This window comes from Micromonospora sp. USAFONa4 (assembly GCF_057197825.1).
Genome location: NZ_CM170072.1, coordinates 4,816,756 through 4,830,894 on the forward strand (window position 1 = coordinate 4,816,756; position 14,139 = coordinate 4,830,894).

The window sequence follows — 14,139 nt, forward strand, 5'->3', positions numbered from 1 at the left end:
TCGCGCAGCCCCCGCCGCGCGGGACGGTCAGCGGGTGTTCAGTCCGCCGGGCGAGGCGGCGCCGGCGGGCTGCTTGTCCACCTCGCTCCACGGCAGCGCCTCGGCCCCGGCGCGGTGACCCCGGTACGCCGACTGGGCCGGGAACCGCCCGGCGGCCTCGCTGGCCCGCCAGAGTCGCTCGGGGGCCTGGTGGTACCGGTCGTTCGGCTGATTCGGCATGACCATACCGTCCCAAACAAAGTTGTCCATGTATGAAAATGAATATGACGACCAATCGATGCGTTTGGTTCCCCTGATCGGTCGGTGCACCCATGAAACCGGCGGACTTCGATCTGTCGGTACGTCTACCCCCCGCCGCGCCGTCCAACCCTCGTGCCGCCCCGCACCGCAAGGGCCGGCCGGGTCGCGCGGCGCCGAGGTCCACCCCAAGGGTTCCGTCCCACCCGCCGGTTGGCCCGCGTACGGTGATCGTCGGCGAGGCGGGCCGGGCGTCGGCGGCCCGGACGCCGATTGACCACCGACGGCTGCGGGGAGGTGGGCGGCGATGCTCGACCGGCGGCTGCACCTGCACCTGGCGAGCTGGCTCGGCCAGTGGCCGGCGGGGCCCGGGCTGCACGTGGTCGGCTCGCACCGACGGGCCCGACCGGCCTGGGACGGCCGGCTCCGGCCCGCCGTCGCGGTGACCGCCGGCGCGAGCACCGTGCTCTCCGTGGCTCCCGACCGGGTCGCGGCGGTCCGCGAGCTGGCGCGGCTGCCGGGCGGGCCGCCGCTTCCGGCGCTGCCCGCCGCGGTCGGACGACCGGGCTGGGCGGTGCACGACGACGTGTTCCGGTGGAGCGTGGCGCCGGCCCCGCTGCCGGACGTGGGGGAGTGGACACCTCCGGGCGCCGCCGGGCTGCCGTCCTGGCTGCGCCTGTTCGACCGGCCGGTGCTGGTGGTGCGCGACGCCCGGGGGCGCTACCTGGCCGGCGTCGGGATCAAGCGGCACGACGCGTACGGCCACGAACTTGCCGTCGGCACCGTGCCGGCGGCCCGGGGGCGGGGGCTGGCCCGGCGGCTGGTCGCCCAGGCGGCGCGCCGGGTGCTCGACGAGGGGGCCGTCCCGACGTACCTGCACGATCCCACCAACACCGCCTCCGCGCGGGTGGCGACCGCCGCCGGGTTCCCCGACCGGGGCTGGCGCTCGTTCGTCGTCTACCCGCCCTGAGCCCGCCCCTCGCGGTGGGCGCGGACCGTGGATCCCGGGCCGGATCCACGGTCCGCAGTCTCCCCCAGGGTCCCGCAGGTGACGTGCGCACCGATCACGCTACGTAACTGTGAGGGCGAAGGCAAGACGCCGTAGGTGCGATCCGGGTGTCGAATAGCGGACTTGACCTGCGACTACTCAGGGGATGGCGTCGTGAGCGGTCAGTGACGCAGCGTGCGAATGAGGTCGAGCACCTGCCGGGTCACCGGGCGTAGCACGCGCAACCGGGACAGTCCCACCAGCCGGTCGACCAACGGCACCGCCCCGTCGATCAGCTGCCGGGTGCGGGTCTGGCCGGGCGAGCGGTCGTAGACCCAGTAGAGCACCACCCCCATGTAACCCAACCAGAGCAGCTCCGGCAGGTGCGGGCGCAACTCCGGGTCGACCCGGGCGGTGGAGCCCTCCAGCGCCTCGGCGAAGAGACCGATCGCCGCCTCGCGCGGGCCGGACGACTCCGCAGAGAAGGGGCTCAGCGGGGAGGTCGGCTCCGCCGCCGTCTTGAAGAAGCTGGCGGCGAAGGAGTGCGACGGGGTGAGCACGTCGATCCCGGCGTGCATCACCCCGGCCAGCCGGGCGGCGAGGTCGGGTTCCCGGGCGAGCACCGGCCCGGCCGCCGCCCGGTGCTCCACCTGGGAACGGGCGTAGAACTCCTGGATCAGGTGTTCCTTGGAGCCGAAGTAGTAGTAGGCGTTGCCCACCGCCACCCCGGCCTCCTGGGCGATGGCGCGCATGGTGGTCCGGGCGTACCCGCGCTCGCGGAACAGCCGCATCGCGGTGTCCAGGATGAGCTGCCGGGTCTGCTCGCCGCGCGCGGTCGCCGGCTCACCCGCAGCGGTCGTCGGCGCAGTCTGCTCGGTCATCAGGGTCACCGTATCCCGCCACGTCGTCGCCCGGCTCCGCCCACGGGTCGCGAACACGCTCGCGGACCGAGGCGGCGGCGGCCACCACCCGCCGGGCCAGGGGGAGCAGGTGCGGTCGGGCCAGCCGCTCGGCGGCGCCCCGGTGGTCGGCCAGGGCCCAGAGGCAGGCGAACCAGGCGCCGTCCCCCGCGTACACCTCGCCGGTGTCCGCGACCACGGTCAGGTCGCGCAGCGTGGCGTCGTGGTCCAGGCCGGGGAAGCGCCGCCGGGCCTCGGCCGAGCCGGCCGGCACGAACTCCAGGGGTACGAGCTGGGCGCGGGACGCCAGCCAGCGCCGGGCGGACCGGCACAGTGGGCAGTGCGCGTCGTAGAGGACGGTGAACCCCCGGACGCCACCGCCCCCGTGCGCGGTGGCGTCCGGGAGTCCGCCCGACCCGACGGGCCCGGCGGTCATCGGACGGGCGGGCTGCCGGCCGGCCCGGTCTCCGCCCCCGGGCCGGCGGGGTGCGGGCCGGCCGGGCGCGGGCCGGCGGGCTGGGCGCCGGCGGGGTGCGGGGCGGCCGGGTGGGCGCCGGCGGGGTGCGGGGCGGCCGGGTGCGGGGCGGCCGGGTGGGCGCCGGCGGGGTGCGGGGCAGCCGGGTGCGGTCCGGCGGGGTGCGGTCCGGCCGGGTGCGGGCCGCGGGGTGCGGGCGGCATCGGGAGCCGGCCGACCGGGGCGAGCGGCGGATGGGTGGCGAACTGGCGCAGCCGGCCACGGCGGTACCGGCCGAGCGCGAAGACGTTGAAGAAGTGCAGCGCGCCGAGCACCAGCAGCACCAGGCCGATCTTGAGGGACAGCTCCTCCATGGCCTGGGCGGTGGAACCGACCGGGTCGGGGTGCTTCATGGCCACCGTGACGTAGCCGAGGTTGAGCAGGTAGAAGCCGACGACGAGCAGGCTGTTGACGGCCTTGGCCAGCCGTTCGTCGGCGAAGACCTCCTCCAGGAAGACCAGCCCGTTGCGCGACAGCGCCCGGGCCACCCAGACGGTCAACCCGATGCTGACCGCCAGGTAGACCAGGTACATCCAGACCTTCGTATCCATCGCCGACGCCCCTCTTGAACGTGTTCAAATGTTGTCGCCTCAGCGTAGGCGACTTCTTGAACGCGTTCAAGTCGTCCCTCGTGGCCGTCGGCGTGGTCCGGTCGGGCGGGGGTCGGTATGGTCGAGTCGCGTCGGAGCCGGCGCGACCTTCGACGGTGAGGCGGCCATGGATCCGGGTGAGCGGAACGCGGAGCCGGGCCAGGTGGTCCTGCGCCCGGCCGGTGAGATCGACATGGCCACCGCCGGCGAGTTCGAGGCGACGCTCACCGAGGCGCTGCGCCGACCCGGCGTCCGGGAGGTCGTCGTCGACCTCGCCGACCTGCGGTTCCTGGACTCCAGCGGCGTACGCGTCCTGGTGCACGGCGTCTCCGTGGGCCGCGAGCGCGACGTGACGATGCGGGTGGCCGGCCCGCAGCCGGGCGTGGCGCGGGTCCTTCGGATCACCGGGGTCGGCACCCTGCTCGGGCTCGCCGACGCCGACGCCGACCGGCCCGTCGCGCGGGGATGGCGCGGGCTGGACTGACTCAGGGCTCCGAGTTCGCCGCCGCGGCGGCGGACCACTCGACCAGCAGCAGGGTCGCGTCGTCCTGGTGCGTCCCGCCCTGGTGTTCCGTCACCGCGTGACTGAGGCGGCGCAGCGTCTCCGCCGCCGGCCGCCCGGAACCGATGTGCCGCTCGGCGAGGTCCGCCAGGCGGGAGAGCCCGAACATCTCGCCCGCCGCGTCGCGCGCCTCGGTCACTCCGTCGGTGTGCAGCAGCAGCCGGTCACCGGGCTCCAGCCGGGTCCGCGCCACCTCGACGCGGCCGTCGGGCAGGCCGAGCGGGAGCCGGCGGCCCCCGGTCAGCTCCTGCACGGCCCGTCCCCGGCGCAGCAGCACCGGCGGCGGGTGCCCCGCGTTGACGTACCGCAGCGTTCCGGAGCCGGTGTCGAACTCGGCGAGCACGGCGGTGACGAACCGCGCGTCGTCCCACTGGCCGGCGATCGAGGCGTCCACCGCCCGGACCAGCCCCGGCAGGTCCGCGCCGGTACGCCGGGCCGCCCGCAGCGCCGACAGCGCCACCGAGGTGGTGAGCACCGCCGGCAGGCCGTGCCCGACCCCGTCGAGGATCGCCAGCGTCAGGGTCCCGCCGTGCACCGCGTAGTCGAAGGCGTCGCCGCCGACCTCGTAGCAGGGTTCGAGCAGGGCGCTGACCACCGCCTCCGAGGTGGCGAAGGTCAGCGGCGGGAGCAGGTTCCAGAGCAGCTCGGCGGAGACCCCCATCGGCCGGCTGCGCCGCACCCGGTGCAGGGCGTCCCCGTAGTCGCCCTTGCTGGTGACCAGGTGGCCGACGAGCCCGGAGACGAGCCGGCAGCCGTCCCGCAGCGCCCCGTCGGCGAGGTCGGCGTCGGCCGGCGGAAACACCTCCAGCAGCCCCAGCCGGTCGGTGCCGTTGACGATCGGCACCCACAGTCGGGGCGGTGGCCCCTGCCCCGCGTGCACCTCGACCTGGGTGAAGGCGCGCCCCGCGAGGCTGGTGTCGATCGGCAGCACCTCCGGCGCCGCCCGCCTCGTCCCGGGCAGCGGGCGCAGGCCGTGCTGCTCGGCGTCGACCAGGTACACGGTCGCCGTCACGCCCAACGGCCGCAGCGCGGCGTCGACCGTGGCCGCGAGCTCGTCCGGCGGCAGCCGATGGGACCGGGACATGAGGTCGGCCAGGGCCCGGTGCCATGGGTCGGTGGCGGTCATGCTGTCGCATACCCCGGGCGGGCCCGGTCGAAGCCGGCCGGGCCCGCCCGGGAGTGACCGCCACCTGCCGGCGCGGCCCCCCGGTGCCGGCGTCAGCCAGCCAGGCCGAGCACCTCGGCGGCCGCGCGACCGCAGGCGTGGCTCGCGCCGTACGTGGTGACGAACGCCCGTACGCCGGCCGGCCGCCACCGGGAGGGCCAGCCCATCTCGACCACGGTCACCGGATGCTCGGCGGCCAGCGCGGTCACCAGGTCCGCGCCGCCCGGCAGCCGGTGCAGATGGCGGCCGACCAGCACGATCGGCCGGTCCCCGGCGAGCTGGCGCAGGGCGGCCGGTCCGGTCTCGGTGGCGACCACCCGCAGCTCCTCCGTGCCGTCCAGGTGCGGGCCGAGGCCCCACGGCACCCGCCCCTCGGCGATGGTCGAGGCGGCGTGCAGCTGGACGACCAGCGGGCGGTCCAGGCCGGTCAGCTCCCCCTCCACCCGCACGGCGCGTCGCGCCGCGGCGTACCCGAGTCCGTCGGGGGCGGCCGGCGTCGCGCCGGTGGTCCGGGTCCAGGCGGCGAGCGCGGCGGCGCGGCCGGCCGCCTCCTCCACCCGCGAGCGGTCCAGGCGGCCGTCGCCGAGCGCGCCGACGATCTCCGCGACCACCCGCTCGACCAGCTCGGCGTCGACCTGGGCGCCGATGCACAGCAGGTCGGCGCCGGCGGCCAGGGCCCGGACGGCGGCCGGGCCGACCCCGCCGGCGGCCACCGCGGCGCCCTTCATCTCCAGCGCGTCGGTGATGACCGTGCCGGTGAAGCCGTACTCGCCGCGCAGCAGGTCGACCAGGACCGCCCGGCTGAACGTGGCGGGGCCGTCGCCGGTCAGCGCCGGCACCCGGATGTGCGCGGTCATCACGGCCCTCGCGCCGGCCTCGACGACAGCGGCGAACGGCGGCAGGTCGCGCCGGCGCAGCACGTCGAGCGGCACGTCCACGGTGGGCAGCTCGTAATGGGAGTCGGCGACCGTCGCGCCGTGGCCCGGGAAGTGCTTGGCGCAGGCGGCGACCCCGGCCGCCTGGAGGCCGGTGACGGCGGCGGCGGAGTGCGCGGCGACCCGGGCCGGGTCGGCACCGAACGAGCGGGTGCCGATCACCGGGTTCTCGTCGGCGGTGTTCACGTCGACGGTCGGCGCGAGGTTGACGGTGACGCCGAGGGCGGCCAGCTCCGCGCCGATGGCCTCGTAGACGCGGCGGGTCAGCGCCACCTCGTCGATCGCGCCGAGCGCCGCGTTGCCCGGGTACGGGCTGCCGGTGGCGTGCGCCAGCCGGGTGACGTCGCCGCCCTCCTCGTCGATCGCGATCAGCACGTCCGGGCGCCCGGCCCGCAGGGCGGCGGTGCTCGCCGCCACCTGCGCCGGGTCGTGGACGTTGGTGCCGAACAGGGTGTGCCCCGCGAGCCCCTCGGCGACCAGGTCGACCGCCCAGCCCGGGGGAACCGGCCCCGGGTACGCGGCGAGCAGCGTGCCGAGCGCGAGCCGGCGCAGTCCTGGATCCAGCCCCACGTGATCTTCCCCTTTCGTCCCCGCGGTACGGAAGTCGTACCGGCGGGGGTCGGTGACGTACCGGGTCGGCCGACCACCCCGCTCCCGGGCGGCCGATACGCTGTCGGCTACCCGCTCGCAGGTCGGTTTACAGTTAGCAAGGTTTACCAAAACTAGAGGACGTGGCATGAGTGCGACCCGGCTGCCCGGCACCCCCCGCCTGTTGCGGGCGCTGAACGACCGCGCGGCGTTGGAGCTGCTGCTGGAGCGGGGGCCGCTGACCCGGGCCCGGCTCGGCGAGCTGACCGGGTTGTCCAAGGTCACCGCCTCCCAGCTCGTCGAGCGGCTGGAGGAGCGGGGCCTGGTCACGCGCGTCGGCGAGCAGGCCGGCGGGCGGGGGCCCAACGCCCAGCTCTACGCCGTGCGGCCCGGCAGCGCGCACGTGGTCGGGGTGGACGTGGGCGCCGACCGGGTGGTCGCCGCCTGCGCGGACATCACCGGGGCGGTGATCGGCCGCGTCGAGCAGTCGACCCGGGACACCGACGACCCCGTCGGGGTGGTGCACAACGCGGTCGTCCAGGCCGCGAGCAGCGCAGGGGCGCAGCTGTCGAGCGTACGGCGGATCGTGCTGGGCACCCCCGGCCTCGTCGACCCGGGCACGGGCGACATCACGTTCGCCTTCAACCTGCCCCGCTGGCACACCGGTCTGCTCGCCGCGCTCCGGGACGACCTGCACACCCCGGTGGTCTTCGAGAACGACGTGAACCTGGCCGCCGTCGCCGAGGCGCAGTCGGGCGCGGCCCAGGGGTTGACGGACTTCGTGCTGGTCTGGGTCGGCGCCGGCGTCGGCCTGGCGATCGTGCTGGGCGGCCGGCTGCACCACGGCAGCAGCGGCGCCGCCGGCGAGATCGGCTACCTGCCGGTGCCCGGCGCGCCCATCCCGCGCGACGTGTCCCGCCGGGCGAAGCCGGCGTTCCAGCAGCTGATCGGCGCGGACGCGGTCCGCGACCTGGCCCGTGCGCACGGCTACCCGGACGACAGCGGCGCGGTCGCGGTACGGGCGGCGGTGGCCGACGGCACGGCGGGCGGCCCCATGCTCGACGAGGTGGCCCGCCGGCTGGCGCTGGGCGTGGCGAGCACCTGTGTGGTGCTGGACCCGCCGCTGGTGGTGCTCGCCGGCGAGGTCGGCCAGGCCGGCGGGGCGGCGCTGGCCGAGCGCGTGCAGCACGAGGTCGCGGCGATCACGCTGGTCCGTCCCCGGGTCGTGCCGACGGGGCTGACCGAGGAGCCGATCCTGCGGGGTGCGCTGCGTACCGCGCTGGACGCCGTCCGCGACGAGGTCTTCGGCTCGACCGTCGGCTGACCGGGGTCGGCCGACGGCCGGCGTGGACCGCGCGCCGGACCCCGCCGACCAGGGTCGGCGGGGTCGGCGGCGGCCCGGCGTCATGTGAAGGAATATTTCATCGCGGGCCCGGGGACTGCAAGGTCCTGCCGCGCCCGCGCCCGCCGACGGCGGCCGGGCGTCATGTGAAGGAATATTTCATCGCGGGCCCGGGGACTGCAAGGTCCTGCCGCGCCCGCGCCCGCCGACGGCGGCCGGGCGTCACATCAGGTCGCGGCGGCGGAACGCCACGAAGGCGGCGGCGGCCAGCGCGCCGGTCAGCCCGAGCAGCAACACCAGCGCCGGCTGCCAGGTCACCACGTAGAGGCCGTCGCAGGAGTTGGAGACCCCGTTGTCGCACGCCCGGTAGTCCCAGAACTCGACCCGGCCGTTGAGCAGGGCGGCGGCGTAGCTGGAGAGCATGTACCGGTCCACCTTGACGACCTCCAGGATCTCCATCACCAGCCGGGCGCCCAGCTCCCACACCACCAGGTAGCCGGCGATCGCGCCGAGCGCCGCCGAGGTGTGCCGGCCCAGGGTGGCGACGGCGAACCCGAGCACGGTGAGCAGCAGCACCAGCAGCATGCCGCGCCCCCAGTTCGCGCCCAGCGAGCCCCAGAACTCCCCGTCGAGCCGCCCCGGCCGCCCGGCGACCTGCGCGATCAGCCAGAACGTCCCGAGGTACGCCGCCGAGGCCAGCACGGACAGCAGTGCCGTCCCGCCGAGCAGCGTGCCCAGCTTGGTGCCGAGCACGGTCATCCGCCGGGGACGCCAGAGCAGCAGGTTGACCACGCCACCGGAGTTCAGGTCGGCGCCGATGTAGGAGGCGCCGACCAGGAAGCCGAAGAGCGCGAGGAAGGCGATGAGGAAGTAGAGCAGCGGCTTGGCCTCCTCGGCGAAGGTGAACACCCCGGCGAGGTAGTCGGACGCCACGGGCGCCCGCTCCATCAGGGCCGGGTCGACCTCGCTGCAGTCGTCGGGGACGTACTCCTGCACGTCGTCCGCCTGCACGACGCCGCGCTGCCGGTCCAGGCAGAGCTGGTGGGTGCGCTCCAGCTCGCTGCGCGCCGCGGCGGCGGCCTGCTGGGCGTCGAAGACCTCCTGGGCGGTGGGCCGGTGGGAACTCGCCAGGGTGGTCGCCGCCGTGACGCCGAACGCGAGCACCAACAGGACGAGCATGAGCTGCACGAAGCGCCGGGCGCCGAGACGCTCCAGCTCGGCACGGACCAGGTTCACGCGTCCACTCCCCGCTCGTCGAGGTCGATCACCGGTTCGGAGGCCCCGCCGTCGGGCAGCACCGAGTCGTCCACCTGCCGGGGCAGCGTCGGGTGCGTCGCCGTGCCGGTCAGTTCGAGGAAGGCGCTCTCCAGGTCGGGCCGCAGCGGGGTCAGCTCGCGCACCCAGAGGCCCGCCTCGCCGAGGGTGCGGCTGACCTCGGTGGCGTCGTCCACGCCGCCCACCACCAGGTGGTCGTCGTGCCCGGTCGCCGCCAGCCCGGCCGCCGTCAGCATCTCCACGGCCCGCTGCGGATCGTCCACCCGCACCAGCAGCTCGTGCCGGTCGAAGCCGGCCAGCACCTCGTCGACGCGCCCGGCGGCCACCCGCCGGCCCCGCGAGATGATCGTCACGTGGTCGCAGATCAGCTGGATCTCGGCCAGGATGTGGCTCGAGACCAGCACGGTCACGCCGGCCTCCGCCAGCGAGCGCATCAGGTCCCGCATCTCCCGGATGCCGGCCGGGTCCAGCCCGTTCGCCGGCTCGTCCAGGATCAGCAGCTCCGGATCCTTGAGCAGGGCGGAGGCCACCGCCAGCCGCTGCTTCATGCCCAGCGAGTAGCCCTTGACCCGCTCGTCGCCCCGGTCGGACAGGCCCACCTGCTCCAACACCTCGTCGACCCGGGCGACCGGCACCCCGCCGGCCCGGGCGAGCAGGCGCAGGGTGCGGTGGCCGGTGAAGTTGCCGAAGAACTGCGGGCTCTCCACGATCGCGCCGACCCGCCCGGCCACCAGGGGCAGCCCGTCCGGCGAGGGGACGCCCAGCACCGTCATCCGACCCGCGTCGGCCCGCACCAACCCGAGCAGGGCGCGCAGCGTGGTGGTCTTGCCCGACCCGTTGGGGCCGAGGAAACCGTGGATCTGGCCGGCCTCCACCAGCAGGTCGAAGCCGTCGACCGCCACCCGGCGGCCCTGCCGCACGCTGTGGAAGGTCTTGCGCAGCCCCTCGATCTCGATGACCGCGCTCATCCGCGCGGCTCCCTGCTCCGATCGGGCATGGACCGTCCTCCGCTTGTGGTGACCAACGACACGGCGCCCCACCCTATGGCCGGGGCGCCGCCCGTGGGGGGCGCCCCGCGTTGCGTGGTTGGATGGTCGGGTGACTGGGGACGAGGATCTGGTGGTCAGCCTCGACGGCGTCGGCGTACGCCGGGCTGGCACGGCACTGCTGCACGACGTCGACTGGCGGGTCGAGCTGGACGAGCGCTGGGTGGTGCTCGGGCCGAACGGCGCGGGAAAGACGACCCTGCTCAACCTCGCCGCCGGGCGGCTGCACCCGACCACCGGCACCGCCCACGTGCTCGGCGAGCGGATCGGCCGCACCGACGTCAACGAGCTGCGGACCCGCATCGGGCTCTCCACCGCCGCCCTCGCCGAGCGGGTGCCCGCCGACGAGCGGGTAAGCGACGTCGTCGTCACGGCCGCCTGGTCGGTGCTCGGTCGCTGGCGGGAGAGCTACGACAGCAGCGACGAGGCCCGGGCCCGCGCCCTGCTGGGTCAGCTCGGCATCGGCGGCCTCGCCGAACGCGCCTACGGCACCCTCTCCGAGGGGGAGCGCAAGCGGGTGCAGATCGCCCGCGCGCTGATGACGGACCCGGAGCTGCTGCTGCTCGACGAGCCCGCCGCCGGGCTCGACCTGGGCGGGCGCGAGGACCTGGTCGCCCGGCTGGCCGAGCTGGCGTACGACCCGGACGCCCCGGCGCTGGTGCTGGTGACCCACCACGTGGAGGAGATCCCGCCCGGCTTCACCCACGCGCTGCTGCTGCGCGAGGGCGGCGTGGTGGCGCAGGGGCTCCTCGACGACACGCTGACCGGGGACAACCTCTCCAAGACCTTCGGTCTGCCGCTGCTGGTCGAGCGCTCCGGCGACCGGTTCACCGCCCGCGCCGCCTGACCGACGCCCCGGTCCAGGGCGGAGCCGCCGCCTGGGCCCCGGGCTTCGCGGGGTCCTAGACTTCGCCGCAGCGCAACCCGGCGGCGAGGAGGTGGCGATGCGGCAGACCCGGGTCGTCGTGGTGGGCAGCGCCAACATGGACCTGGTGGGCACCGCCCCAGCCCTGCCCCGGCCGGGGGAGACCCTGCTCGGCACCGACTTCGTCATGGTGCCCGGCGGCAAGGGCGCCAACCAGGCCGCCGCCGCCGCCCGGGCCGGCGCCTCCTGCGCCTTCCTCGGGGCGATCGGCTCCGACTCGTTCGGCGTCACCCTGCGGGCGCGGATCACCGCCGCCGGCGTCGACACCGGGCAGCTCCGCACGACGTACGGCACGTCGGGCGTGGCGCTGGTGATGGTCAACGCCGAGGGCGAGAACGCGATCCTGGTCAGCCCGGGGGCCAACGCCTCGATGACCGGCCTGACCGAGCCCGAGCTGACCGCCGTACGCGGGGCGGACGTGCTGCTCGCGCAGCTGGAGATCCCGGTCGCGACGGTGACCGAGGCGGCCGTCGTCGCCCGGGCGGCCGGCACCCGGGTGGTGCTCAACGCCGCCCCGGCCGTGCCGGTGCCGCCGGAGCTGCTGGCGGCGACCGACCTGCTGGTGGTCAACGAGACCGAGGCGCAGGCGCTCACCGGGCGCGGCCGGGACGAGCCGTCGGCCCTGCTCGACCTGGCGCCCCGGGCGGTGCTCACCCTCGGCGCGGAGGGCGCCTGGTACGGGGACCGGGACGGCACCGCCGTGCACGTGCCGGCGGTCAAGGTCGACGTGGTCGACTCCACGGCGGCCGGGGACGCCTTCACCGCCGCGCTCGCCGTGGCCTGGGGCGAGGGCCGGGACGTGGTCGACGCGGTGCGCTGGGCGGCGGCGGCCGGGGCGGCCTGCGCCCGCCGGCTCGGCGCCTCCGTCGCGCTGCCCACCCGGGCCGAGATCGACGAGCTGTACGTCCCCGCCTGATCCGGTCGACCCGCCGCTCGTCAGGCGCTCCGGCACGGCGCCTGCGCGGCCGGGCGCCCGCAGGTTCCCAGGCTGCACCAGCGGCGCAGGCCGCTCTCGTCGAGGAAGAGCCAACCGCACCGCTCGTCCGAGCAGGCGCGGACGGTCAGCCGACGCGGGTCGGCCAGCAGCGCGGCGGCGCTCCACGCGGCGGCGTGCACGGGCAGCCGCAGCCCGGCCGAGAGGTCCGTCCACCACCGCCCCCGGCCGTCGCTGTCGCGCCGGAACACCAGCGTCCCGGCGGCAGCCTCGGCGGCCCGCGCGACGGCGTTGAACGAGTGCCGGTCGTCCGCATCGGTCAGGCAGGCGTACAGGCGGGTGCGGAGGGCACGGGCCTCGTCGAGCGCGACGGCGGCCTCGCCGGGGTGGCGCCGTGCGAGGACGAGGAGCCTGCTCACGGCGGCGTCGTCGGCCAGCCCCACGTGCCCGGCCCAGACCGCCAGGGTCCGGTAGCCGCGCAGCCACTCCGAGCCGGGCAGCGGTGGCTCGTGTCCCCAGCCGGCGAAGGTGTTGCAGAACTCCAACGCCGGATGCCCACCCACGCTCCACGGCAGGCTCTCGCCGTGGACCCGTACCTCGTACACGGGCCGGTCGGGCCGGTCGAGGCGGTGGTCGTCACGGAGGATCCGCCGGTGCACCTCCCGCAGCCGCATTCCCGGCTCGACGCCGAGATCGGCCACCAGCGTCCGCCGGGCCGTGCGGTACAGCAGCAACGCGTCGGCCTGCCTGCCGGCCCGGTACAGCGCGGTCATCAGCGCCGCGACGAGCCGTTCCCGGGTGGGGTACCGGGAGACCAGCGGGGTCAGCTCGGCGATCACGCGGGCCTGCTGGCCCAGCGCCAGCCGTGCCTCGGACCGCAGTTCGACGCCGGTGAGGTGGAGTTCCTCGATCGGGCCGTCGAGCCGTGCGCGCAGTTCGTCGTCGGCCGTGTCGGCGAGCAGCGGGCCCCGCCGGAGGTCCATTGCCCGGTCGAGCAGCCGCACCCGCTCGGCCGGGTCGGTGACGCCGCCGGCCCGGTGGACGAGGCCGGTGAACTCGCCGACGTCGACCCGGTGCCCGTCGGGTTCCACGAGGTAGCCGTCGCCCCGGGTGCTGATCCGGACCCGGTGCGGGGAAAGCGCCGCCCGGAGCCGTCCGATGTAGGTGTGCACGGCGCCGCGGGCCGAGGCGGGCGGCTGACCGTGCCAGAGCAGGTCGATCAGCCGGTCGGTGCCGACCAGGTGGCCCGGTTCGAGCAGGAGGACGCCGAGGATGCACCGTTCCTGACGGCGGCTGCCGAGCTCGACCGGCTGGCCGTCCTGGCGCGCTTCGAAGGGGCCGAGCAGTCGGAAGTCCATACCCGCTAATACCACCTGACCGCCGCCGGGGGTTGTCGGCCGGTGAGCCGCTGGTGACCGCGCGGGCGCCGGCGGGGCCTGGCGGCGACGACGGTGGTGCGACCGCTGGCCCGGCGGTCAGGACGTGGTCAGCGCCGCCGGTGACCCTGGTTCGACCGACCGTCGAGAACAGCTGGAGTGACCATGCGTTGGAGTACGAGCATCGGAACCTTCCTGGCCGCCGCCGTGTTCGCCGTGACCCCGGTGACGGGGGCGTCCGCCGCCGGCACCGGTGCGTCCCCGGGCCCCGCCGGTGCCGCCGCGCCGGCCGAGGTCACCGCCGCCCTCGCCGAGGCGAACCGGCTCGGCGGCTGGGTGCCGGCGCCGCAGGAGGCCTTCGAGATGCCCGCCGGGGCGCGCTGCGACTTCGCCGTGCGCGTCCGACCCGTCGTCGACGAGGTCCGCAAGCTGGTGTTGGAGACGTACCCGGGCGGTGCGCCGAAGCGGGAGTTGTACACCGGGGCGCTCGTCAGCCAGGTGACCAATCTGGAGACCGGGGCGACGAGCCTGGCGGATGCCAGCGGCACCTCCCTGGTGACCTACGGCACGGACGGCTCGATGACCTGGTACGTGCTCGGGCCGGTGCTGCTCGGGTTCCGGGAGAACGCCGGATCGCTGCCGCGCGGCCTGTGGCTGGTGGACGGGGTGTTCCGGGTGGAGTTCACCCCGACGTACGACAAGACCATCACGATGGTGCGCGGCAGCACGCACGACGTGTGCACCGACGTGGCGTGAGCGCGTC

Annotated in this window: 15 protein-coding genes; 6 read left to right on the plus strand and 9 right to left on the minus strand. The window is 75.6% G+C overall.

All coding sequences use genetic code 11. From position 1 onward, the window contains the following. Positions 1-27 precede the first annotated feature (27 nt). A complete protein-coding gene (locus AC0OO9_RS21210; RefSeq protein WP_357578092.1) occupies positions 28-219 on the minus strand; it encodes a DNA repair protein in 192 nt (63 codons plus the stop codon). A gap of 325 nt (positions 220-544) precedes the next feature. Here AC0OO9_RS21210 and AC0OO9_RS21215 point away from each other — a divergent pair, with 325 nt between their 5' ends. Further along, on the plus strand, positions 545-1,207 hold the full coding sequence (locus AC0OO9_RS21215; RefSeq protein WP_484511834.1) for a GNAT family N-acetyltransferase: 663 nt from the start codon (positions 545-547) through the stop codon (positions 1,205-1,207). Positions 1,208-1,407: 200 nt separating this feature from the next. Here AC0OO9_RS21215 and AC0OO9_RS21220 read toward each other — a convergent pair whose 3' ends face one another. Genes AC0OO9_RS21220 through AC0OO9_RS21230 form a run of 3 tightly spaced genes read right to left on the minus strand, consistent with a single transcriptional unit; the run spans position 1,408 to position 3,189 of the window. Further along, positions 1,408-2,106 (minus strand): TetR/AcrR family transcriptional regulator, encoded by a 699-nt coding sequence (locus tag AC0OO9_RS21220; RefSeq protein WP_132240842.1) that lies wholly within the window; start codon positions 2,104-2,106, stop codon positions 1,408-1,410. Then, the gene (locus AC0OO9_RS21225; RefSeq protein WP_484511837.1) at positions 2,069-2,560 is read right to left on the minus strand and encodes a thiol-disulfide oxidoreductase DCC family protein; all 492 of its coding nucleotides are present in this window, start codon (positions 2,558-2,560) and stop codon (positions 2,069-2,071) included. Before AC0OO9_RS21225 ends, AC0OO9_RS21220 begins: the two co-directional genes overlap by 38 nt. Next, positions 2,557-3,189, minus strand: a complete 633-nt coding sequence (locus AC0OO9_RS21230) for a hypothetical protein (RefSeq protein WP_484511838.1) — start codon at positions 3,187-3,189, stop codon at positions 2,557-2,559. Before AC0OO9_RS21230 ends, AC0OO9_RS21225 begins: the two co-directional genes overlap by 4 nt. Before the next feature lie 166 nt (positions 3,190-3,355). Here AC0OO9_RS21230 and AC0OO9_RS21235 point away from each other — a divergent pair, with 166 nt between their 5' ends. Then, on the plus strand, positions 3,356-3,712 hold the full coding sequence (locus tag AC0OO9_RS21235; RefSeq protein WP_484511840.1) for an STAS domain-containing protein: 357 nt from the start codon (positions 3,356-3,358) through the stop codon (positions 3,710-3,712). A gap of 1 nt (position 3,713) precedes the next feature. On the opposite strand, the gene AC0OO9_RS21240 is transcribed toward AC0OO9_RS21235, so the two are convergent. Further along, complete coding sequence (locus AC0OO9_RS21240; RefSeq protein WP_484511842.1) at positions 3,714-4,916, minus strand: PP2C family protein-serine/threonine phosphatase; 1,203 nt, start codon at positions 4,914-4,916, stop codon at positions 3,714-3,716. 92 nt (positions 4,917-5,008) lie between these two features. Further along, on the minus strand, positions 5,009-6,460 hold the full coding sequence (locus tag AC0OO9_RS21245; RefSeq protein ID WP_484511844.1) for a glycoside hydrolase family 3 protein: 1,452 nt from the start codon (positions 6,458-6,460) through the stop codon (positions 5,009-5,011). A 166-nt stretch (positions 6,461-6,626) separates the two neighbouring features. Between AC0OO9_RS21245 and AC0OO9_RS21250 the strand changes: the two genes are divergently transcribed. Then, entirely contained in the window at positions 6,627-7,802 is a 1,176-nt protein-coding gene (locus tag AC0OO9_RS21250; protein WP_132240836.1) for an ROK family transcriptional regulator, read from the plus strand. A 240-nt stretch (positions 7,803-8,042) separates the two neighbouring features. Here the strand turns inward: AC0OO9_RS21250 and AC0OO9_RS21255 are convergent, their stop codons facing one another. Together AC0OO9_RS21255 and AC0OO9_RS21260 are read right to left on the minus strand one after the other, a co-directional pair. Beyond that, positions 8,043-9,056, minus strand: a complete 1,014-nt coding sequence (locus AC0OO9_RS21255) for an ABC transporter permease subunit (RefSeq protein ID WP_484511846.1) — start codon at positions 9,054-9,056, stop codon at positions 8,043-8,045. Further along, entirely contained in the window at positions 9,053-10,063 is a 1,011-nt protein-coding gene (locus AC0OO9_RS21260) for an ABC transporter ATP-binding protein (RefSeq protein WP_484511848.1), read from the minus strand. The genes AC0OO9_RS21255 and AC0OO9_RS21260 overlap by 4 nt, the downstream gene beginning before the upstream one ends. A gap of 130 nt (positions 10,064-10,193) precedes the next feature. Here AC0OO9_RS21260 and AC0OO9_RS21265 point away from each other — a divergent pair, with 130 nt between their 5' ends. Both AC0OO9_RS21265 and AC0OO9_RS21270 read left to right on the plus strand, forming a co-directional pair. After that, positions 10,194-10,988: an ABC transporter ATP-binding protein gene (locus tag AC0OO9_RS21265; protein ID WP_484511850.1), complete on the plus strand. Its 795-nt coding sequence runs from the start codon at positions 10,194-10,196 to the stop codon at positions 10,986-10,988. Between the two features lie 97 nt (positions 10,989-11,085). Then, positions 11,086-11,982, plus strand: a complete 897-nt coding sequence (locus AC0OO9_RS21270) for a ribokinase (RefSeq protein ID WP_484511852.1) — start codon at positions 11,086-11,088, stop codon at positions 11,980-11,982. Positions 11,983-12,002: 20 nt separating this feature from the next. Here the strand turns inward: AC0OO9_RS21270 and AC0OO9_RS21275 are convergent, their stop codons facing one another. Then, entirely contained in the window at positions 12,003-13,358 is a 1,356-nt protein-coding gene (locus AC0OO9_RS21275) for a BTAD domain-containing putative transcriptional regulator (protein ID WP_484511853.1), read from the minus strand. 183 nt (positions 13,359-13,541) lie between these two features. On the opposite strand from AC0OO9_RS21275, the gene AC0OO9_RS21280 reads away from it, so the two are divergent. Beyond that, entirely contained in the window at positions 13,542-14,132 is a 591-nt protein-coding gene (locus tag AC0OO9_RS21280) for a hypothetical protein (protein WP_484511855.1), read from the plus strand. Positions 14,133-14,139 lie beyond the last annotated feature (7 nt).